The organism is Blastomonas natatoria (genome assembly GCF_003201955.1).
In the GTDB taxonomy this organism is placed as follows: domain Bacteria; phylum Pseudomonadota; class Alphaproteobacteria; order Sphingomonadales; family Sphingomonadaceae; genus Blastomonas; species Blastomonas natatoria.
In genome coordinates this window covers 111,375-129,483 of record NZ_QJJM01000003.1, presented here as the reverse complement: position 1 = coordinate 129,483, position 18,109 = coordinate 111,375, and the positions used below count along the sequence as shown (strand labels likewise).

The window sequence follows — 18,109 nt, the reverse complement described above, 5'->3', positions numbered from 1 at the left end:
GTACCGGCGCAGTCGACCGGTCGGGCATGATGATGGCATGGTGATGCCGTGGTGATTCTGGGCGCCTTGCTATTGCGACAAGGCCGGTGCGTCAATAAGGCGCTGCCTTGGTCAGGCAAAGCCGAACTTTAGCCAGTTGCACGAACCTCACCCGGTTCGCTGTAGCACGCCAGCGCCTCGTCAGCGGGCCCGCGGCGCCAGGGCAGCCGGTCTATCTGCAGCACCAGAACGCGGGTTCCCTGGGGTACCGTCAGAATGTCGCCGCAGCGAACGGCGTGATGCGCCTTGACGACGCGATGCCCATTGCTGCGGATCAGCCCCTGTTCGGCCAGCATCTTGCCCTGCGACCGGCTGCGCACCAGCCGCAGATACCAGAGCAGCAGGTCCATGCGCATATGCGCGCTGCCCGCTGCAAGCGCCGATGATGCTCCGCCGCCCTTTTCAGCCAATCGCCACCTTCCATTCCTTCAGCGCGGCAAAATGTCCCATATCGGCAGGCCCCGCCGCCTCAGCCTGCTTCTTTTTGCGTGCCAGCCCCCGCCAGCGCCATAACTTATCCATATCCGGGTCAGCGTCACTCTTACCGCCCTCTCGCCGAAAGCCCGCCGCGCGCATCAGCCTCTCGGCATTGGCCGCACTCAAGCCCATCGAGATCGCGAGCGCTGGATCGATGGCAAAGCTTGGCGCGTCGCCACGGCCATCATGCGCGGCACGGATCAGCTTTTCCGCCATATCGACACGCAAGGCCTGGTTGCCGAGCATGCGATAGGCCGGATGCCCGCCCGGCGGCACAGCAGATGCAGGTACGACCGTCTGCAGACTGGCGAGGACGGCATGCGCAGGCACCGGTTCGCCATTGCGCACAGCGCGCATCAGGACGAGCAGCCGCTGGCAATCGGGGCGGATCATCGCGGCGCAGAATATGTCGAGACTGCCGAGCCGCACGCCAAGCCTCTGCAGGACCTGGCGCGCCGGGCCATCGATCGCCGCCAGCAGCGGATCAACCTCCGTGCGGGCGATGGCACCGCCCGCCTCGACCAGTTGCACCAGAAGCGCACGCAGGGGCCCGGGGCAGCGCTTGTCCTCCGCCGCTTTCGTCAGCGCTCGTACCGGGCTGAGCGGCTTGCGCAGATGCGCTTGCAGCCAGTCTGCGACATGCGCCAGCAACGCCTCGTGATCCGATCGCGGGATGGCATCGAGCGCCCGGTCGGGCTGGAAGCGCGGCTCGGCGAGCGAGGCCCCGCGCACCAGCAGACCGATACGCTGCCCGCGCCAGAACAGCGCCGGTCGGGCCTTGTCGTCCCCGCCGATGGAAAGCGCCTTCGCGCCATCCGCGATCAGATCACGCGCGCGCCGCGCCAGCAGTCCGGGCAGATGACGGTCGGCAGCTGCGACCAGCAGCTTGCGATCGGCCAGACGCGCCTGGGCATCGACGACAAAGGCAAAGCCGTTGAGATGCCCGATCGGCTCGCCATCGACACAGATGGCGTCGCCTTCTTCCAGCGTCACCGGCAGCAGCGAGGCATCGCCGCCGAGGCCGCGCAGCAGCACCGCCGTGCGCCGGTCGACGAAGCGCTGCGCCAGCGCACGGTGCAGCGCATCGGACAATCGCTCCTCGACTTCGCGCGCACGGCCCGCCATCTCGGCAGGGTCGGCCAGCCAGTCCCGGCGCTGCGCGACATAGGCCCAGGTGCGGATTGCCGCGATGCGCGCGCCCAGCTTCTCGACATCGCCCTGCACCGAATCGAGATCGGCAATCTTGCGCGCGATGAAATCGACCGGAATATGGCCGAGGCCGTGCCCGAGATGCTGCCAGAGCTGCCCGACGAAACTGGCGTGATGTTCTGCCCCGCGATGCTGGAAATCGGGCAGCGAGCAGACCGACCAGAAGCGTCGCACGGCGGCCTGGCCGCGCACGCTCGCCGCGACATGCGGATCGTCGGCCAGGCGGCGCAGCACGGCAAGGTCGATCGCTTCCGGCGCGGGCTGGAGGACCGGGCTCGATGGCAATCGCTCGAGATCGGCAATCAATGTGCCCAGGCTGTCGAAGCGCAGCCGGGATTCGCGCCAGAACAGCGACTTGAGCGGAGGAAAGCTGTGCTGCTCGATCCGCTCGATCTCCTCGTCGGTGAACTGCGCATCATGATGGCCGGCGACCGATCCGAACGTGCCGTCGCGCTGGTGCCGTCCGGCGCGCCCGGCAATCTGCGCCATTTCCGAGAGGGTCAGCCGCCGACGGCGCGCGCCATCATATTTGTGCAGCGAGGCGAAGGCGACATGGTCGACATCCATGTTGAGCCCCATGCCGATCGCATCGGTGGCGACCAGATAATCAACCTCGCCCGCCTGGTACATCGCGACCTGCGCGTTGCGGGTGGCCGGGCTCAGCGCCCCCATCACCACCGCAGCACCGCCCCTGAACCGGCGCAGCATCTCGGCGACTGCGTATACTTCCTCCGCCGAGAACGCGACGATCGCGCTGCGCGGCGGCAGGCGCGAGAGCTTCTTGATCCCGGCATAGCTCAGCGTCGAGAAGCGCGGGCGGCCAATGATCTCTGCATCGGGCACAAGCGCGCGGATCATAGGGGCCATGGCTTCGGAACCCAGGATCATCGTTTCGTCGCGCCCGCGTGCGTTCAGCATCCGGTCGGTGAAGACATGACCGCGCTCGGGATGCGCGCCCAGCTGCGCCTCGTCGATCGCGACGAACGCGAAATCGCGCCCCTGATCGAGCGGCATGCTTTCGGCGGTAGAGAGAAACCAGCGCGCACCGGGGGGAACGATCCGCTCCTCGCCGGTAACCAGCGCGACCTCGTTCGGCCCCTTGATCCTGACCACGCGGTCATAGACCTCACGCGCGAGCAGACGGAGCGGAAAGCCGATCAGGCCGCTGGAATGCGCGCACATCCGCTCGATCGCGAGGTGCGTCTTGCCGGTGTTGGTCGGCCCCAGCACGGCAGTGACGGAGCTCGGCGAAAATCGGGTCATGGGAGCAGCCTCCATCCCCTACATCATGGCAGCACCTGATCAATGCAAGACCCGCGCGCAAAGCGCTGTGGATAGGTTGCGCCGCTGATCGGGCTTCTTGCACCGCTCATCCCGCAGATCCGGTTTTGCGCCCCGGGTTAATTTGACTTTAACCGGTCATGTCCACACAGATTGCGGCGAGGAAAACGCCATCGCGTCGGCTTTGAAAGGGCCCGCGTGGGAGGAATGGCGGCAAGGGGTCGGTCTTGTTTCAGCAACGCGAACAGCTTTTGGGGGCCGGAGCCGCCAGTGCCAGATTGTCGCTGGCCGATGTGCTCCCCACGCCCACCCGCCCCCCAGCGCCAGCGCTTCCCGCCCCTGCGACCGGTCTGCAAGCACTCAAGGAACGGCTTGCGCGCAGCCGCCAGTTCATTCAGGAAACGAACTGGACGCCCGATCTGGGCCAGAATATCGGCAGTGCCGAATGGTTTCGCGGGCTGGCGACGCTTTGCCTGCTGTGCACCGGTGCCTATGCCATCACCCCCGGCCTGTCCCCTCTGGGCGCTGCAGCCGCCCCGCCCTCGCCGGTCGCGCGCGAGGAACTGCGCAGCCAGATGATCATGCCGATGGCCTTCGGCAGCGATACCGGGCGCGCCATGGCTGCGACCGATGCCGTAGTCGCACTACGCCAGGCTCCCGAACGCCCCACGATCGAGCTTGCTGCCACCATCGGGCGTGGCGACAGTTTCATGCGCGTGATGCAGCGCGCAGGCGTGGGCAGCGGCGACGCGCAGGCGGTCGCCAATCTCGTCTCCTCCGTTGTGCCACTCGACGACATTCGCGACGGCACCCGCATCGACATCACGCTCGGCCGCCGTTTCGCGCGCAACCAGCCGCGTCCGGTCGAAAACATCGCCTTCCGGGCGCGGTTCGACCTCAATGTCGAGATCGTCCGTGCAGGCTCCGCGCTCGATCTTGTGCAGAAACCGATTCTGGTCGACGCGACGCCGCTTCGCATTCGCGGAACCGTCGGCTCCAGCCTCTATCGCTCTGCCCGCGCCGCAGGCGCACCTCCGGCTGCGATTCAGGCCTATCTGCGCACGCTGGCGACGCAGCTTTCGATCGGCAACGACATCCGCTCCACCGACCAGTTCGACATCATCGTCGATTACAAGCGCGCCGCCACCGGCGAGGTGGAGATGGGCGAACTGCTCTATGCAGGGCTCGAGCGCAGCGGCAAGCCGCGCGCGCAGATGCTGCGCTGGAAGACCGGCAACAATGTCCAGTGGTTCGAAGCCTCGGGCGTTGGCGAGACGCGCGGCGAGTTCGCCCGCCCGGTCAACGGTGCCGTCACCTCGGGCTTCGGCTATCGCCGCCACCCGATCCTGGGCTTCCGCCGCATGCACAGCGGCATCGATTTCAAGGCAGGCACCGGTGCGCCGATCTATGCAACAGCCGACGGCGTGGTGAATTATGCCGGACGCAAGGGCGGATATGGCAATTTCGTCCGCATCGCGCATGGCGGCAATATCGCCACAGGCTATGGTCACATGAGCCGGATTGCGGTGAGCAGCGGTACGCGCGTACGGCGCGGCCAGGTGATCGGCTATGTCGGATCGACCGGCCTGTCGACCGGCCCGCACCTGCATTACGAACTCTATCGCGGTGGCCGCGCCGTCGATCCCAACTCGGTCAAGTTCACCACCCGCGCCCAGCTTTCGGGCAGCGAACTCGCGAACTTCCGCGCGCGGCTGAAGCAGCTGCTCGGCGTGACGCCGGGGGCCGCGCTGCAATCGCTGACCCCGCCGGCTGCCGCCAAGCAGGACGAGCCCAAGCGCGAGATCGAGCGGATCGAAGGCACGACGATCACGTGAACGGCGCGGGCTGCGCCGGGAACCTTTCCCTCGCTGCGACTGTAAACCTTCCACAGGATGCAAAGCGCATCGCAAGGGAGAGCAAACATGACTGACAATCCCAACACCGGGAAGGACGCGCCTGAAAGCCCCGCTGCCACCGACGCTGCCGACAAGCGCAAGGGCGGCGGCCTCGTTCCCGACGACTCGCGCAACGTCACCGGTACAGCTGCGGTCGAGGACGGTCGCTGGACCGGCGCAGCCGTGTTTCCGGAAGAAGGCCCGAAGGTCCCGAAGCCAAAAGAGTGATTGTCTGGCAGACGCGATAGCAGCAGACTGAATGCTCTGCCCTGTTCGACCGCTCCGGTTGTCGGCGCAAGCCGAAACCCAGAGGCGAAACCGCGCTATACAGCGTCCAGGCTCCGGCACTGCGCACGAAAACGGCCGAACCCAGGCGAGAGATCAAGCGGATCAAAGGCACGACGATCACCCGAGCCGTGCCGCATCTAGTGCGGAAGCAAATGGCCGCACCGTTGGTCGAAGGTCCGGGCAAGTTCGGCAAGGCTGATCGACGCGAGCCTGGCAACCAATAGGCGCTCGGCTTCCTGCAAGGCACTCTCCAGAGCTTCGTTGACGACACCGGCTACTTGACAGCCGGGATTGGCATTCTCGAGCCCGATGGCAAACAGGCGCGGCCCGCCGACCGCGCGGTGCACGTCCAGCAGCGTCACCGTGTTAAGGTCGGTTGCGATCGTCCAGCCCCCCCCATGGCCCTTTTCTGATCTGACATATCCCGCTTCCCGCAACCCCGACATGGTGCGCCGAATGAGTGCCGGATTGGTGTCCAGCATCCGCGCGATCGTCTCGGACGTCATCGGGCCTTCATGCCGCGCCAGATGGATCAGCACATGCAGCATCCGGGAAAGGCGTCCATCGTATCGCATCCAGAACACCTTGGCCGGTCGCATCTGCTTGGCAAGCGCCGAATTTCACGATACCTTTAATGTTACGTGATTCGGAGGTAGAAAAGTGCAGGAATTCACCAAAGTCGATCATTGGGACAGCGCTGCCGCACGTTACGAGCGGGCGGGACATCCCTATACGTCCAGCTATGTGGAGGCAGTGATCGACCAGTTTGGGTTGACGCCTGCATCACGCGTGCTCGATATCGCCGCTGGAACCGGCGCTCTTGCGCTCGCCGCAGCCAGGACCGGTGCCCAGGTGCTAGCCACCGACTTCTCCCCCGGCATGGTAGCGCGGATTGCCGCCAAGCAGGTTCCGAACATCGAGGCGCAGGTTATGGACGGGCAGGCGCTCGACCTGCCCGATGCGAGCTTCGATGCAGTTTTCAGCTTTTTTGGCGTGTTCATGTTCCCGGACTGGCGCAAGGGACTGGCCGAGATGGCCCGGGTGACCAGGCCGGGCGGATATGGCGTCGTCGCGGTCTGGCAGGATCGCGGAGCCGGGGCCTTCCTGCTGCTCGGTCAGCTCATCCAGCAACTGTTTCCGGACCGTGATCTCGCTCCGATGCCGGAATCGATGACGATCCTCAACACGGCAGCGGGGCTGACGGCGGAACTCGTCCGAGCAGGCTATGGCGATGCACGGATCGAAGCTGTGACCCGCGATTTCGGGCTCGACATGTCCACCCTTGGCGAGTTTGATGCCGTACTGAGCCAGTCTCCGGACTGGGCGAAACTCGATGACTCACAGCGCGACCGCATCATCACGGAAGTGCGTCGCATGGCAGGTGATCGGGCTGTGCTTCCCATTCCCTCAACCGCGCTCATCGGCGTGGCGCGCCGGTAAAGCCCTGCGCTAGGCCTTCAACTCCACCCAGGTCGGCGCGTGGTCGCTGGCCTTTTCGCGGCCCCGATGATCCTTGTCGACGCCGATCGCACCCAGGCGGTCGGCGGCGGCGGGGCTCAGCAGCAGGTGATCGATGCGGAAACCGTGGTCGCGCTGCCAGGCGCCGGCCTGATAATCCCAATAGGTCCACACCCCGCCCACCGGACACAATGTGCCGATGGCGTCGGTCCAGCCATCGGCCAGGATGCGCCGGTAGGCGGCGCGGCTTTCGGGCTGCATCAGCGCATCACTGGCCATCGCGCGCACCGAATACACATCATTGTCGCGCGGGATGACATTGTAGTCGCCCGCCAGCACCGCAGGCACCTCTTCGGCCAGGATCTGCGCGGCGCGTTTACGCAGCCGCTCCATCCAGCGCAGCTTGTAATCGAATTTCGGCCCCGGCTGCGGATTGCCGTTGGGCAGATAGATGCACGCGACGCGCAGGCCGTGGACATCGGCCTCCAGATAGCGCGAATGCTCGTCCTCGGGCTCGCCCTCCAGCCCGCGCTGCACCTCGACCGGCACGCAATCGCGCGCGAGTATGGCGACGCCGTTGAAGCCCTTCTGCCCGTGCCAGATCGCGCCATAGCCCAATTTCTCGAACTCGGAGGCAGGGAATCCCTCGTCCTGCGTCTTGATCTCCTGCAGGCAGGCGATCGCTGGCCGGGTCTCTTCCAGCCATTCGAGCAGGCGCGGCAGACGGGCCTTGATGCCGTTGATATTGTAGGAGGCGATGCGCAGCATGAGCGTCTTCTAGCGGTGGTGCAGGCGCTTGCCCAGCCATTTAGCCCCTGTTCATTTCAGCCTGCGTAAGCCACTGTCCAACAGCAAAGCTGGGGAGGTCATGATGCTGCATTCGTCTCGCTTCTGGATGGGGGCGACCGCGATCGCCGCGCTGGCGCTGACCCCTGCCGTGGCTCAGGATTCCACCGATCCCAACGCGCCGAGCACGCAAGGCAATGTCTCGGTCACCGTGTATAATGGTGGCACCTCGCTGGTGCAGGACATCCGCAAGCTCAATATCGCGGGCGGCACCAGCCGGATCGAATTTCCCGATGTCTCTGCCCAGATCCGCCCCGAAACCGTGTCCTTCGCCGCCGATGGCGCGACGATTGTCGAGCAGAATTTCGACTATGACCTGCTGACCCCCGGCAAGCTGATGGAAAAGGCGGTGGGTGAAACGATCACGCTCGTCCGCACCAATCCGGCGACCGGTGCGGAAACGCGCGAGCGCGCCAAGGTGCTTTCGGTCAATGAGGGCGTGGTGGTGCAGATCGGCAACCGCATCGAGGTGCTGCGCGACGACGGCCTGCCCGTGCGCGCAGTGTTCGACAAGGTGCCCGACAATCTGCGCGCGCGCCCGACCCTGTCCATCACCGTCGACAGCCAGCGCGCCGGACAGCGCGAGGCGGCGATCCGCTATCTGACCGGTGGGCTTGGCTGGTCTGCAGATTATGTCGCATTGTTCGATGAAGCCAAGGGCAGCATCGACGTGCAGGGCTGGGTCACGCTGTCAAACAATTCGGGCACCGCCTATCGCAATGCCGATACGCTGCTGGTCGCGGGCGATCCGCAAGGAGCATCGGGCTATGGCAACCGGGGGCGCAATATTCGCAGCGTCGGAACCGAGACCGCCAATCGCGAGCGGCTGGGCGATTATTACCTGTATCCGGTGGGGCGCACCACGATTGCCGACCGCCAGACCAAGCAGATCAATTTCCTCGACGTGCAGGGCGTGCCCGCTGCCCGCGCATACGAATATCGCGTCGGCTGGCTCTCCAGCATGAACGAGCCGCAAAGCGTCGATACAGTGGTGAAATTCAGCTCCAGCAAATCGGGCGGCCTGGGCGATGCCCTGCCCGCCGGATCGGTGCGCTTCTATCAGCGCGACCAGCGCGGCGCCCCGCAATTCATCGGCGAGAACGGCATCGGCCACACCCCGATGGGGAGCGCCCTGGCGCTCAAGACCGGCGAGGCGTTCGACGTCAAGGTCAAGAGCACGGTGGTCGAGCGCAAGCGGCTCTCCAGCACGAAATGGCAGACGAGCATGCGCTATGAGCTGACCAACGCGCGCGACGGTGCGGTGGTGGTGGACCTGATGCAGGCGGGGCTCGATTTCGGCTGGACCGACACGCGCATCGTCACCGAGAGCCTGAAGAGCGAACGGCGCAGCAGCAATGCGGCGGTCTGGGCCGTGAATGTGCCCGCGAACGGGACGGCCGAGGTTACCGCAACCTTTGAGACGCGGTATTAAGGGTGCGAACCGAGATTTAGATCCATGCCCATACCCCCCTTTCCGAGTTCCCGAGCGAAGTCGAGGGACCTGCGCGCAACCGTGGCGCATACGTCCCTCGACTTCGCTCGGGACAAACGGGGGGTGGTGCTGGGGGCCATTCTGGCGGTGCTGGCTGGGATTATAACACCAACAGCCCACGCCCAGACCCGCCCCGAAGTCGTCTCTCCAAAGCCCGATTCCGTCGCGGTCACCATCTATCGCGATCCGCAGCGCGGCAATGGCGGGGGGATGAACCTTGCCTTCCTCAACGGTTTTGCAGTCGTCACCGAAAAGCGCACGATCAGCGTGCCCGCTGGCCCCTCGACCATCCGCTTTGCCGGTGTCGCCGAGGGCATGGTCGCCGTCTCCGCCGTGATCCGGGGACTGCCCGGCGGGATCATCGAGCAGAACCGCGACAGGAAGCTGCTGTCGCCCGGCGCGCTCGTCGATGGATCGCTCGGCAATCGGGTGACGCTGCAACGTACCGATCCGGCGACCGGCAAGCGGACCGAGCAGCAGGCGGTGATCCGCAGCGGATCGCGCGGCGCCCTGGTGGTCCAGACCGAGAGCGGCGTCGAGGCGCTGCAATGTTCCGGGCTGCCCGAGCGCGTGGTGTATAGCAACGTGCCCGCCGGGCTGTTTGCCACACCGGTGCTGTCGGTCGATACCGTCTCGCCCCAGGCCGCGACGGTCGAGGTGACGCTGACCTATCTCGCCTCGGGCTTCGACTGGAACGCCGATTATGTCGTGAAGCTGGGCGCGGACGGAAAGTCGCTCGACCTGTTTTCGTGGCTGACGCTCGCCAATGGCAATGCCGAGAGCTTTGCCTATGCCGAGTTGCTGGTGATCGCAGGCACTCTCAATATCCGCAAGCCGATGCGCAACCTGGCGGATCGACCTCAGGCCGCGCGGCTCGCGATCCAGTGCTGGCCGCAGGGTCGCACGGCAGACGGGATGACCGACAATTCCCACCTGAGGTCGCGTAGGGCTGTTTCTGCACCGCCCCCGCCGCCACCACCGCCACCACCGCCTCCGGCCATGATGGCGCGCGAGGCTGACGCGATCATGGTTACGGCCTCGCGCAATGTGGAGGCGGAGCTGGAGGCTCTGGGCGATCTCAAGCTCTATCGCGTGCCCTTCCGCTCGACCGTTTCGGCCAGGGGGCAGAAGCAGGTCAAGCTGCTGTCCAAGGCGAACGTGCCCGCGCGGCTGGTGTATCGCGGCAATGCCCTTGGCTATGGCAGCGACGAGCCGCAGCCGTTGCAGATCGAGCTGCGCATGGACAACAAGACCGCAAGCGGCCTCGGTCTGCCGCTGCCTTCGGGCCGGATCACGGTATTCGATGGATCGACCAGCGATAACCGGCAGAACGGCGGCCTGCTGATCGGCCAGGGCCGGATGCGCGACTATGCCGTGGGGCAGGAGGTGAAGTTCACCATCGGTGCGAGCCCGGCGGTGCGGCTGGGAATCAATGTGCTGCCGGGCAAGGACCAGAAGTCCGGCGAGACGCGCAAGCTGGTGCTGAGCAACGCCAATTCGGAACCCGTCACGGCAGAAATCGACCTGGCGCAAATCGCCGATACCGATATTCGCAAGGCATCGGGCAAGCTGATTCGCAAGGACGGCAAGCATGTCTGGCAGGTGACCGTGCCTGCCAATGACAGCGCCACGATCAGCTACCAGAGCCGCTCGAAATATCGCTGAACGCCGCTTCCGGCGCGCATGCCCTTATTTGGGTGCCAGCACGCCTTATTTGGGTGCCAGCACCATCAGCATCTGGCGGCCTTCCATGCGCGGATAGGCTTCGACCTTGGCGGTTTCCTTGACGTCTTCCTGCACACGCTGGAGCAGGGCCATGCCAAGCTGCTGGTGCGAGAGTTCGCGGCCGCGGAAGCGCAACGTCATCTTGACCTTGTCGCCCTCTTCGATGAATGCATGAACCTTCTTCATCTTGACCATATAGTCATGGTCATCGATGTTCGGACGCATCTTGATCTCCTTGATCTCCTGCGTCTTCTGGTTCTTGCGCGCGGCATTGGCCTTTTTCTGGGCCTCGTACTTGTACTTGCCGACATCGAGGAACTTGGCGACGGGGGGCTCGGCATTAGGCGAGACCTCGACCAGGTCGAGACCCACCGCAGCGGCACGTTCTATCGCATCTGCTGTACGCAATACGCCAAGATTTTCGCCATTCTCATCGATCACCCGAACCTGGGGCGACTGGATGAACTGATTGAAGCGCGGGCCGGATTTGGGTGGCAGAACAAGGCCGCGACGGGGTGCTGGCGGACGTATAGCGAATTCTCCTGATGTTTCTTCGAGCGCGCGATATAAGCCAAGTCGGCTGATAGATAAAGGGTTTCGTGCAGGGCAGGCGGCAGGACTGCCGCAGGAAGCATGGCAGGCGTTGCATTCGCGCAACGATTTGACGCCTCCAGGCGTCCCATTGCCGAGCCAACATGCCCGCTCCAGATCGGAGCGAGGCGATGATTGCGCAAGGAGCAGCCGCATGGACAGTCCCGACCAGATCACCATCGAGCACGAAACCGCAGGCAAGAACGGGCGCTTCGTCCATCGCGCCGAAGGGGCCGAGGCGGAACTGACTTATGCCGAGGCACCGGCCGCAGCCGGCGTGCGACGCGTGAGCGCCGATCACACCTATGTGCCCGATTCGATGCGCGGCCAGGGCATTGCCGGTAAGCTGGTCGATGCGCTTATCGATACGGCGCGCGCGCAGGGCTGGAAGGTGATACCTCGCTGCAGCTATGTCGTCGCGGCCTTCCGGCGGCACCCGGAATGGAACGACGTGCTGGCAGATTAAGGCTCGACGCGGGCGCGCGCTCTTGGCAACAGCATGGGATCCAATGCGAACCCAAGGCCGAACATGAGCGACGCACTGCATATCCTGACCCTGTCCTGCCCCGACCGCCCCGGCATTGTCAGCCGCGTCACCGGCCTGCTGTTTGCTACCGGCGGAAACATCCGCGAGGCCGCGCAGTTCGAGGATCAGGAGACGGGGCGCTTCTTCATGCGGGTGGTCTTCACCCTGCCCGACACATTGACCGCAGCGCTCAATGCACGCTTTCAGGACCTGGGGCAGGAATATGCGATGGACTGGTCGCTCCGCCTCGCCGACACGCCGCGCAAGGTGCTGATCCTCGTCTCCAGGTTCGACCATTGCCTGGCCGACCTGCTCTATCGCTGGCGAATCGGCGAGCTGCAGATGGATGTCGTCGGCATCGTCTCCAACCACCCGGTCGAGGCGCTGGCCGGGCTGGACATGGCAGGCGTGCCCTTCCACCATCTGCCGGTGACGCGCGAGACCAAGGCCGAGCAGGAGGCCGAGATCAAGCGCGTTGTCGAGGAGACCGGGGCAGAGCTGGTGGTGCTCGCGCGCTATATGCAGATCCTGTCCGATGATCTTGCGGCATTTCTCTCGGGCCGCTGCATCAACATCCACCACAGCTTCCTGCCCGGTTTCAAGGGTGCGAAACCCTATCATCAGGCGCATGCGCGCGGGGTGAAGATGATCGGCGCGACCGCGCATTATGTCACCGCCGATCTCGATGAAGGCCCGATCATCGCGCAGGATGTCGAGCAGATCACCCATGCTGATTCGCCCGATACGCTGGTGCGCAAGGGCCGTGACATCGAACGGCGCGTGCTCGCGCGCGCGGTGCGGCATCACCTGGCCGACCGGGTGCTGCTCAACGGCACCAAGACGGTGGTGTTTACCGATTGAACCACTCGGCCGATCGCCCGTATCGTTCGGGACAGGAGATTGCCGATGAAGAAACTGCTCGTGCTGTATGGATCCTATCGCTCCGACCGGGCGGGAATCCGTCTTGCCGATTACTGCATCAACCGGTTCACAAGGCGGGGGGTCGAGGCCGAACTGATCGATGCCAAGGCGGTCGGCCTGCCGATGCTCGACCGCATGTACAAGGAATATGACGCCGGCACCGCGCCGGTGGCGATGGAAGACCTGGCCAAAAAGATCAAGGCGGCGGACGCCTTCCTGTTCGTCGCGGGCGAATATAACTGGGGCGTGCAACCGGGTCTCAAGAACCTGACCGACCATTTTCTGGAGGAATGGTTCTGGCGACCGGCGGCGCTTGCCACCTACTCGGCAGGGCGTTTCGCCGGCGTGCGCGCTGGCCAGGCCTGGCACCCGACGCTTTCGGAAATGGGCATGGTGGTCATCCCCAGCATGCTCTCGGTCGGACAGATTACAAAGTCGCTGGACGAGAGTGGCGAACCGACCGGATCGGGCGGGGAAGCGCTCGAGCGCAGCTTCGGGAAATTCGCGGACGAACTGACGTGGTGGGCCGATGCGGCAGCCGCGCAGAAAGACAGGCAGAAGCCGCCCTACTGATGGGGGAGGTGCGAAATGGTGCTGCTGGGGAGGATTGAACTCCCGACCTCAGCCTTACCAAGGATGCGCTCTACCACTGAGCTACAGCAGCACACCATTTCGCAAGTCCGGCGGCGGGCAACCTGGCTGCCCGCTCGCAAGGCCTGCGCCTATGCGCAGGTGCCGATGGTTTGTCAACCCTCGCCGGTCTTGCCAAATGCGCTGGTGCGACGATATGCAGCAAAGCCGATGGAAAAGCCCCCTGCACCGCCGAAACTGAGCCCCGCCGAAGAGCGCAAGGCGAGGCTTGCCGCCAATCTGCGCGAGAATCTTCGCCGCAGAAAGGCGCGAGCGCGCGCGATGAATGCGAACGGCGAATCGTAAGGCCCGGTCAGCCGCGCGCGTAGAATTGCAGATGGACCAGGCGGCCCGTTTCCGCACTCGTGCCGAATCCGTCCGCCGAATTGTGGAACAGCCATGGGCTGAACAGGATCAGCCGGTTGAACCGCATCGGCACGCGCATCACCCGCTCCCATTTCGCGGCGTGAAAGGTGTCGCGGTTGACGACATCCTCGACCAGCGCGTTGGCATCTGCATAGCCGCTTTGCGCCAATGCCAGCGGGTCGGTCGGCACTTTCTCGAGCCCGGTGCGCTTGTGGCGGAAGAAATCGGTGCCGCCACGCGCATCCTCGTCGCGGCTCAGGTACAGGATGCCCGAATAGAAGCACGGGTCGATATGCACGCCACTGACTCCGCGATCGCCCTTGAGCGTCAGGCGGCAATGGCCATGCGTGGTTCCAGGTTGCGGCATGACGGGAACCCCGATGATCCGCGCCACCGCCGCCTCGAGGCCCGTGATGGCAAGCGGCGCGCTCGACAGCGTGCCGGGATAATTGCCCTTGCGCGTTGCAGGATCATAGCCGAGGCCGAGCGCTGCGGCGCGCGCGCCATTCGGATCGGCCAGAAAATCGTCGATGATGAGCAGCGAGGGCAGCATGACGCTGGCATAGCGGCGGATGGCGGTGCGCGAAAGGCTGGGCGTTGCATGAATTGTACAGGGCGCTAGACAGGCTCATGCCCTGCCCCCCGACCCTGTCATGCGCATCCTGATCGCCGGAGCGGGCATTGCGGGCCTTGCCGCTGCGCTGGCGCTCGCGCGCAAGGACCATGACGTGCGCGTCGTCGAGCAGGCGGCAGCGATCGAGGAGGTGGGTGCGGGGCTGCAGCTTGGCCCCAACGCGATGCGCGTGCTGGATTCGCTTGGGATAGGCGAGAAGGTGGCGGCGGCAGGCCAGACGCCTGCGGCGATCACGCTGCGCGACGGGCGCAGCGCGCGCGAGATCCTCAAGGTTCCACTCGGCGACGCAGCGAAGCGGCGCTGGGGCGCGGCCTATGTGACGCTGCACCGCGCCGATCTGGTCGCGATTCTGGCCGAGGCGCTCGAACAGGCGCAGCCCGGCGCGCTGAGCCTCGGTGTGACAGTGGCGCAAGTCGACAACCGCGCCGATGGCATTGCCATCACCACTGCATCGGGCGCGGCGCTGACCGCCGACCTGCTGATCGGCGCGGACGGCATTCGTTCGATGGTCCGCGAACAACTGTTCGGTGCGGACACCCCGCGTTTTACCGGCCATATCGCGTGGCGCGCGCTCGTCCGGATCGATCCTGCCGATCCCGCTGCGCCGCCGCCGGGCGTCGGAGCGTGGCTCGGCCCGCGCCGCCATGCAGTGACCTACCGCATCCGGCCTGATCTTGTGAATCTCGTCGCGGTGACCGAACAGGCCGACTGGCGCGAGGAGGGCTGGAACCTGCCCGGCGACGCTGATCGCCTGCGCGCCGATTTCGCCGGATGGAATACCCTCGCTCCGCTGCTTGCCCGTGTCAAAGGCCCGCTGCGCTGGGCGCTGTTTGATCGCAAGCCGATGCGGACCTGGCACCGGAATCGCGCAGTGCTGATCGGAGATGCCTGCCATCCGATGCTGCCGTTCCTCGCGCAGGGCGCGGCGATGGGGATCGAGGACGGCTATGCGCTCGCAGAATTGCTGCCACTCGAACCGCAGCACATCGAACCCGCACTTGCCCGATTCTTCGCGTTGCGCCAGCCGCGCACCGCGCGCATCCAGGCAATGGCGCGATCAAACGGGGTCGATTTTCACGAGGGCAATCCGCTGGCCACGCTGGCGATGCGGCTGCCGCTCGGCCGCGCCGCCGCCACCCGCCCCGATGCGGTGATGGCGCGCTGGGACTGGCTCTATGGCGGTGGGCCACTGGGCGTCCGCAGCGCGATTCTTGCCTAAGCGGGCGGTTTCCCGCATAGGGGCCTCTCGCGGCATCCGGCCGGCGAACAGAAAGTCCCCATGGCCGATCACCCCATTATCTTCGTCCTCAACGGTCCCAATCTCAACCTGCTGGGCCTGCGCGAGCCGGAAATCTATGGCTCCGACACGCTCGACGATATTGCCGATCGGCTCGAGGACCGCGCGCAAGCCCTGGGCCTTGCCATCGACATGCGCCAGTCCAACCATGAGGGCCATCTGGTCGACTGGCTGCACGAGGCGCAGGCGACCGGCGCGAAGGCCGTGCTGCTCAACGCTGGCGCCTATACGCACACATCGGTGGCGCTGCTCGACGCGATCCGGTCGATCACCACGCCGGTGATCGAGGTGCACCTGTCCAACCCGCACACGCGCGAGGAATTTCGCCACGTCTCGTTCGTCGGGCGCGCCGCAAAGGGCACGATCTGCGGCTTTGGCGCAACGTCTTATCTATTGGCGCTGGAGGCCGCAGCGCAGTTATGAGCTTTGCCGCCCCGGCATCTGCTGTCATGATGCGGGCGAGCGATTGAATTTACGCACGGGAGCAGCCAAAGAGCCGCCCCTGATCAAAACAGAACCAAAGGGCGCAGGAATATGGCATCACCAAGCGGCAAAAGCAGCAACAACAAACAGGGAGGCGGCATGAACATCGACAGCAAACTGGTGCGCGAACTGGCGGAACTGCTGGGCGAAACGGGCCTGAGCGAGATCGAGGTGGAAGACGGAGATCGCAAGATTCGCGTCGCCCGGACGATCAGCGCCGCACCGGTCGCGAGCGTCGCGGTACCCGCAGCGCCGGCACCTGTTGCAGCTGCACCCGCCGCCGCCGCCGCGCCTGCCGCTCCGGCGGAACCCGCCGCACCGTCCATGGCCAATGCGGTCAAGTCGCCGATGGTCGGCACCAGCTATCTCGCGCCCGAACCGGGTGCGGCGCCGTTCGTCAGCGTCGGTGCGACGGTCAAGATCGGCGACCCGCTGCTCATCATCGAAGCGATGAAGGTGATGAACCCGATCACCGCCGAGCGCGCCGGCAAGGTCACCGCGATCCTGGTCGAGGACGGCCAGCCGGTCGAGTTCGACCAGCCGCTGGTCGTCATCGAGTAAGCCCATGGCCATCAAGAAGATCCTGATCGCCAATCGCGGCGAAATCGCGCTGCGCATCCACCGTGCGGCGCACGAGATGGGCATCAAGACGGTCGCGGTGCATTCGACCGCCGATGCCGACGCTATGCACGTGCGCCTCGCCGACGAGGCGGTGTGCATCGGCCCGCCGCCTGCGGGGCAGAGCTATCTCAACATTGCCAACATCATTTCGGCCGCGGAAATCAGCCAGGCCGATGCGATCCATCCGGGCTATGGCTTCCTGTCGGAAAACGCCAAGTTCGCCGAGATCGTCGAGGCGCACAAGATCATCTGGATCGGCCCCAAGCCCGAACATATCCGCACGATGGGCGACAAGGTCGAGGCAAAGAAGACCGCCGGAGCCCTGGGCATGCCGCTCGTCCCCGGATCGGACGGTGCGATCAAGGATATCCACGAGGCCAAGATCATCGCCGCATCGATCGGCTATCCGGTGCTGATCAAGGCGGCATCGGGCGGCGGCGGACGCGGCATGAAGGTCGTGCCGTCCGAAGACCAGCTCGAGACGCTGATGCAGCAGGCGGGCAGCGAGGCCAAGTCGGCCTTCGGCGACGACACCGTCTATATGGAAAAATATCTCGGCAACCCACGCCATATCGAGTTCCAGATCTTCGGCGACGGCAAGGGCAATGCCATTCATCTCGGCGAGCGCGACTGTTCGTTGCAGCGCCGCCACCAGAAGGTGCTCGAGGAAGCCCCCTCGCCGGTCATCACGCCGGAGGAGCGGGCGCGCATGGGCGGCGTCGTCACCAAGGCGATGGCGGACATGGGCTATCGCGGCGCGGGCACGATCGAGTTCCTCTGGGAAAATGGCGAATTCTATTTCATCGAGATGAATACCCGGCTTCAGGTCGAGCATCCGGTGACCGAGGCGATCACCGGAGTCGATCTGGTGCGCGAGCAGATCCGCATTGCCGAAGGGCACCCGCTCTCGGTCCGCCAAGAGGATGTCGAGTTTCGCGGCCATGCCATCGAATGCCGCATCAATGCCGAGGACCCGCGCACCTTCGCGCCCTCGCCCGGCCTGGTCAGCTATTACCACCCGCCCGGCGGCATGCACGTGCGCGTCGATAGCGGGCTGTATGCAGGCTACAAGATACCGCCCTATTACGACAGCATGATCGCCAAGCTGATCGTCTATGGCCGTACCCGCCAGGGCTGCATCATGCGGCTGAAGCGCGCGCTCGAGGAATTCGTGGTGCAGGGCGTCAAGACGACCATCCCGCTGCACCAGGCTTTGCTCGACGAACCCGATTTCCTCTCGGGCGAATATACGATCAAGTGGCTCGAGCAATGGCTGGCCGAGCTGGAGGCCGAGGAAAAGGCCTGACCTGCCAAGGACCTATGCTGCACC

19 protein-coding genes and 1 tRNA gene are annotated in these 18,109 nt (G+C 65.1%); 13 read left to right on the top strand and 7 right to left on the bottom strand.

Features of this window, described 5'->3' with window-relative positions; genetic code table 11:
- Positions 1 to 128 precede the first annotated feature (128 nt).
- Positions 129 to 449, bottom strand: a complete 321-nt coding sequence (locus C7451_RS04830) for a S4 domain-containing protein (RefSeq protein ID WP_341866614.1) — start codon at positions 447 to 449, stop codon at positions 129 to 131.
- On the bottom strand, positions 442 to 2,988 hold the full coding sequence (locus C7451_RS04825; protein ID WP_110297999.1) for a helicase-related protein: 2,547 nt from the start codon (positions 2,986 to 2,988) through the stop codon (positions 442 to 444). The genes C7451_RS04830 and C7451_RS04825 overlap by 8 nt, the downstream gene beginning before the upstream one ends.
- Before the next feature lie 245 nt (positions 2,989 to 3,233).
- Here C7451_RS04825 and C7451_RS04820 point away from each other — a divergent pair, with 245 nt between their 5' ends.
- Both C7451_RS04820 and C7451_RS04815 read left to right on the top strand, forming a co-directional pair.
- Positions 3,234 to 4,841 carry a M23 family metallopeptidase gene (locus tag C7451_RS04820; protein WP_244181601.1) on the top strand — a complete coding sequence of 536 codons (1,608 nt, stop codon included), beginning with the start codon at positions 3,234 to 3,236 and terminating at the stop codon, positions 4,839 to 4,841.
- 87 nt (positions 4,842 to 4,928) lie between these two features.
- Complete coding sequence (locus C7451_RS04815; RefSeq protein WP_110297833.1) at positions 4,929 to 5,129, top strand: hypothetical protein; 201 nt, start codon at positions 4,929 to 4,931, stop codon at positions 5,127 to 5,129.
- Positions 5,130 to 5,326: 197 nt separating this feature from the next.
- Here the strand turns inward: C7451_RS04815 and C7451_RS04810 are convergent, their stop codons facing one another.
- Positions 5,327 to 5,764: an Rrf2 family transcriptional regulator gene (locus C7451_RS04810; RefSeq protein ID WP_110297997.1), complete on the bottom strand. Its 438-nt coding sequence runs from the start codon at positions 5,762 to 5,764 to the stop codon at positions 5,327 to 5,329.
- Between the two features lie 85 nt (positions 5,765 to 5,849).
- Here C7451_RS04810 and C7451_RS04805 point away from each other — a divergent pair, with 85 nt between their 5' ends.
- Complete coding sequence (locus C7451_RS04805) at positions 5,850 to 6,629, top strand: class I SAM-dependent methyltransferase (protein ID WP_110297832.1); 780 nt, start codon at positions 5,850 to 5,852, stop codon at positions 6,627 to 6,629.
- Positions 6,630 to 6,638: 9 nt separating this feature from the next.
- Here C7451_RS04805 and xth read toward each other — a convergent pair whose 3' ends face one another.
- Entirely contained in the window at positions 6,639 to 7,412 is a 774-nt protein-coding gene (gene xth / locus C7451_RS04800; protein WP_110297996.1) for an exodeoxyribonuclease III, read from the bottom strand.
- Positions 7,413 to 7,518: 106 nt separating this feature from the next.
- Here xth and C7451_RS04795 point away from each other — a divergent pair, with 106 nt between their 5' ends.
- Both C7451_RS04795 and C7451_RS04790 read left to right on the top strand, forming a co-directional pair.
- On the top strand, positions 7,519 to 8,925 hold the full coding sequence (locus tag C7451_RS04795; protein ID WP_110297995.1) for a DUF4139 domain-containing protein: 1,407 nt from the start codon (positions 7,519 to 7,521) through the stop codon (positions 8,923 to 8,925).
- A gap of 81 nt (positions 8,926 to 9,006) precedes the next feature.
- The gene (locus C7451_RS04790) at positions 9,007 to 10,650 is read left to right on the top strand and encodes a DUF4139 domain-containing protein (RefSeq protein ID WP_146215283.1); all 1,644 of its coding nucleotides are present in this window, start codon (positions 9,007 to 9,009) and stop codon (positions 10,648 to 10,650) included.
- 45 nt (positions 10,651 to 10,695) lie between these two features.
- Here the strand turns inward: C7451_RS04790 and infC are convergent, their stop codons facing one another.
- Entirely contained in the window at positions 10,696 to 11,241 is a 546-nt protein-coding gene (infC, locus tag C7451_RS04785; protein WP_081096846.1) for a translation initiation factor IF-3, read from the bottom strand.
- Positions 11,242 to 11,455: 214 nt separating this feature from the next.
- Between infC and C7451_RS04780 the strand changes: the two genes are divergently transcribed.
- The 3 genes from C7451_RS04780 to C7451_RS04770 all read left to right on the top strand — a co-directional run bounded on the left by C7451_RS04780 (position 11,456) and on the right by C7451_RS04770 (position 13,321).
- On the top strand, positions 11,456 to 11,767 hold the full coding sequence (locus C7451_RS04780) for a GNAT family N-acetyltransferase (RefSeq protein WP_110297830.1): 312 nt from the start codon (positions 11,456 to 11,458) through the stop codon (positions 11,765 to 11,767).
- A gap of 63 nt (positions 11,768 to 11,830) precedes the next feature.
- Positions 11,831 to 12,688 (top strand): formyltetrahydrofolate deformylase, encoded by an 858-nt coding sequence (gene purU / locus C7451_RS04775; RefSeq protein WP_110297829.1) that lies wholly within the window; start codon positions 11,831 to 11,833, stop codon positions 12,686 to 12,688.
- A gap of 45 nt (positions 12,689 to 12,733) precedes the next feature.
- Positions 12,734 to 13,321 carry an NADPH-dependent FMN reductase gene (locus C7451_RS04770; RefSeq protein WP_110297828.1) on the top strand — a complete coding sequence of 196 codons (588 nt, stop codon included), beginning with the start codon at positions 12,734 to 12,736 and terminating at the stop codon, positions 13,319 to 13,321.
- A 16-nt stretch (positions 13,322 to 13,337) separates the two neighbouring features.
- Here the strand turns inward: C7451_RS04770 and C7451_RS04765 are convergent.
- Positions 13,338 to 13,412 (bottom strand) — tRNA-Thr (locus C7451_RS04765).
- A gap of 137 nt (positions 13,413 to 13,549) precedes the next feature.
- Here C7451_RS04765 and C7451_RS20375 point away from each other — a divergent pair.
- The gene (locus C7451_RS20375) at positions 13,550 to 13,684 is read left to right on the top strand and encodes a hypothetical protein (RefSeq protein ID WP_279629487.1); all 135 of its coding nucleotides are present in this window, start codon (positions 13,550 to 13,552) and stop codon (positions 13,682 to 13,684) included.
- A gap of 7 nt (positions 13,685 to 13,691) precedes the next feature.
- Here C7451_RS20375 and C7451_RS04755 read toward each other — a convergent pair whose 3' ends face one another.
- Positions 13,692 to 14,297 carry a DUF6445 family protein gene (locus C7451_RS04755; RefSeq protein WP_110297826.1) on the bottom strand — a complete coding sequence of 202 codons (606 nt, stop codon included), beginning with the start codon at positions 14,295 to 14,297 and terminating at the stop codon, positions 13,692 to 13,694.
- 100 nt (positions 14,298 to 14,397) lie between these two features.
- Between C7451_RS04755 and C7451_RS04750 the strand changes: the two genes are divergently transcribed.
- The 4 genes from C7451_RS04750 to accC all read left to right on the top strand — a co-directional run bounded on the left by C7451_RS04750 (position 14,398) and on the right by accC (position 18,085).
- Positions 14,398 to 15,597: an FAD-dependent monooxygenase gene (locus tag C7451_RS04750; protein WP_110297825.1), complete on the top strand. Its 1,200-nt coding sequence runs from the start codon at positions 14,398 to 14,400 to the stop codon at positions 15,595 to 15,597.
- Positions 15,598 to 15,657: 60 nt separating this feature from the next.
- Positions 15,658 to 16,098 carry a type II 3-dehydroquinate dehydratase gene (aroQ, locus tag C7451_RS04745; RefSeq protein WP_110297824.1) on the top strand — a complete coding sequence of 147 codons (441 nt, stop codon included), beginning with the start codon at positions 15,658 to 15,660 and terminating at the stop codon, positions 16,096 to 16,098.
- Between the two features lie 159 nt (positions 16,099 to 16,257).
- On the top strand, positions 16,258 to 16,719 hold the full coding sequence (gene accB, locus C7451_RS04740; protein WP_244181597.1) for an acetyl-CoA carboxylase biotin carboxyl carrier protein: 462 nt from the start codon (positions 16,258 to 16,260) through the stop codon (positions 16,717 to 16,719).
- Positions 16,720 to 16,723: 4 nt separating this feature from the next.
- On the top strand, positions 16,724 to 18,085 hold the full coding sequence (gene accC, locus C7451_RS04735; protein ID WP_110297822.1) for an acetyl-CoA carboxylase biotin carboxylase subunit: 1,362 nt from the start codon (positions 16,724 to 16,726) through the stop codon (positions 18,083 to 18,085).
- The last annotated feature ends 24 nt before the right edge of the window (positions 18,086 to 18,109 follow it).

Coding starts and splice junctions, on each gene's coding strand:
- C7451_RS04825 (WP_110297999.1), bottom strand. CDS start 2,988: ATGACCCGATTTTCGCCGAGCTCCGTCACTGCCGTGCTGGGGCCGACC.
- C7451_RS04815 (WP_110297833.1), top strand. CDS start 4,929: ATGACTGACAATCCCAACACCGGGAAGGACGCGCCTGAAAGCCCCGCT.
- C7451_RS04810 (WP_110297997.1), bottom strand. CDS start 5,764: ATGCGATACGATGGACGCCTTTCCCGGATGCTGCATGTGCTGATCCAT.
- C7451_RS04795 (WP_110297995.1), top strand. CDS start 7,519: ATGCTGCATTCGTCTCGCTTCTGGATGGGGGCGACCGCGATCGCCGCG.
- C7451_RS04780 (WP_110297830.1), top strand. CDS start 11,456: ATGGACAGTCCCGACCAGATCACCATCGAGCACGAAACCGCAGGCAAG.
- purU (WP_110297829.1), top strand. CDS start 11,831: ATGAGCGACGCACTGCATATCCTGACCCTGTCCTGCCCCGACCGCCCC.
- C7451_RS04770 (WP_110297828.1), top strand. CDS start 12,734: ATGAAGAAACTGCTCGTGCTGTATGGATCCTATCGCTCCGACCGGGCG.
- C7451_RS20375 (WP_279629487.1), top strand. CDS start 13,550: ATGGAAAAGCCCCCTGCACCGCCGAAACTGAGCCCCGCCGAAGAGCGC.
- C7451_RS04755 (WP_110297826.1), bottom strand. CDS start 14,297: ATGCTGCCCTCGCTGCTCATCATCGACGATTTTCTGGCCGATCCGAAT.
- C7451_RS04750 (WP_110297825.1), top strand. CDS start 14,398: ATGCGCATCCTGATCGCCGGAGCGGGCATTGCGGGCCTTGCCGCTGCG.
- aroQ (WP_110297824.1), top strand. CDS start 15,658: ATGGCCGATCACCCCATTATCTTCGTCCTCAACGGTCCCAATCTCAAC.
- accB (WP_244181597.1), top strand. CDS start 16,258: ATGAACATCGACAGCAAACTGGTGCGCGAACTGGCGGAACTGCTGGGC.
- accC (WP_110297822.1), top strand. CDS start 16,724: ATGGCCATCAAGAAGATCCTGATCGCCAATCGCGGCGAAATCGCGCTG.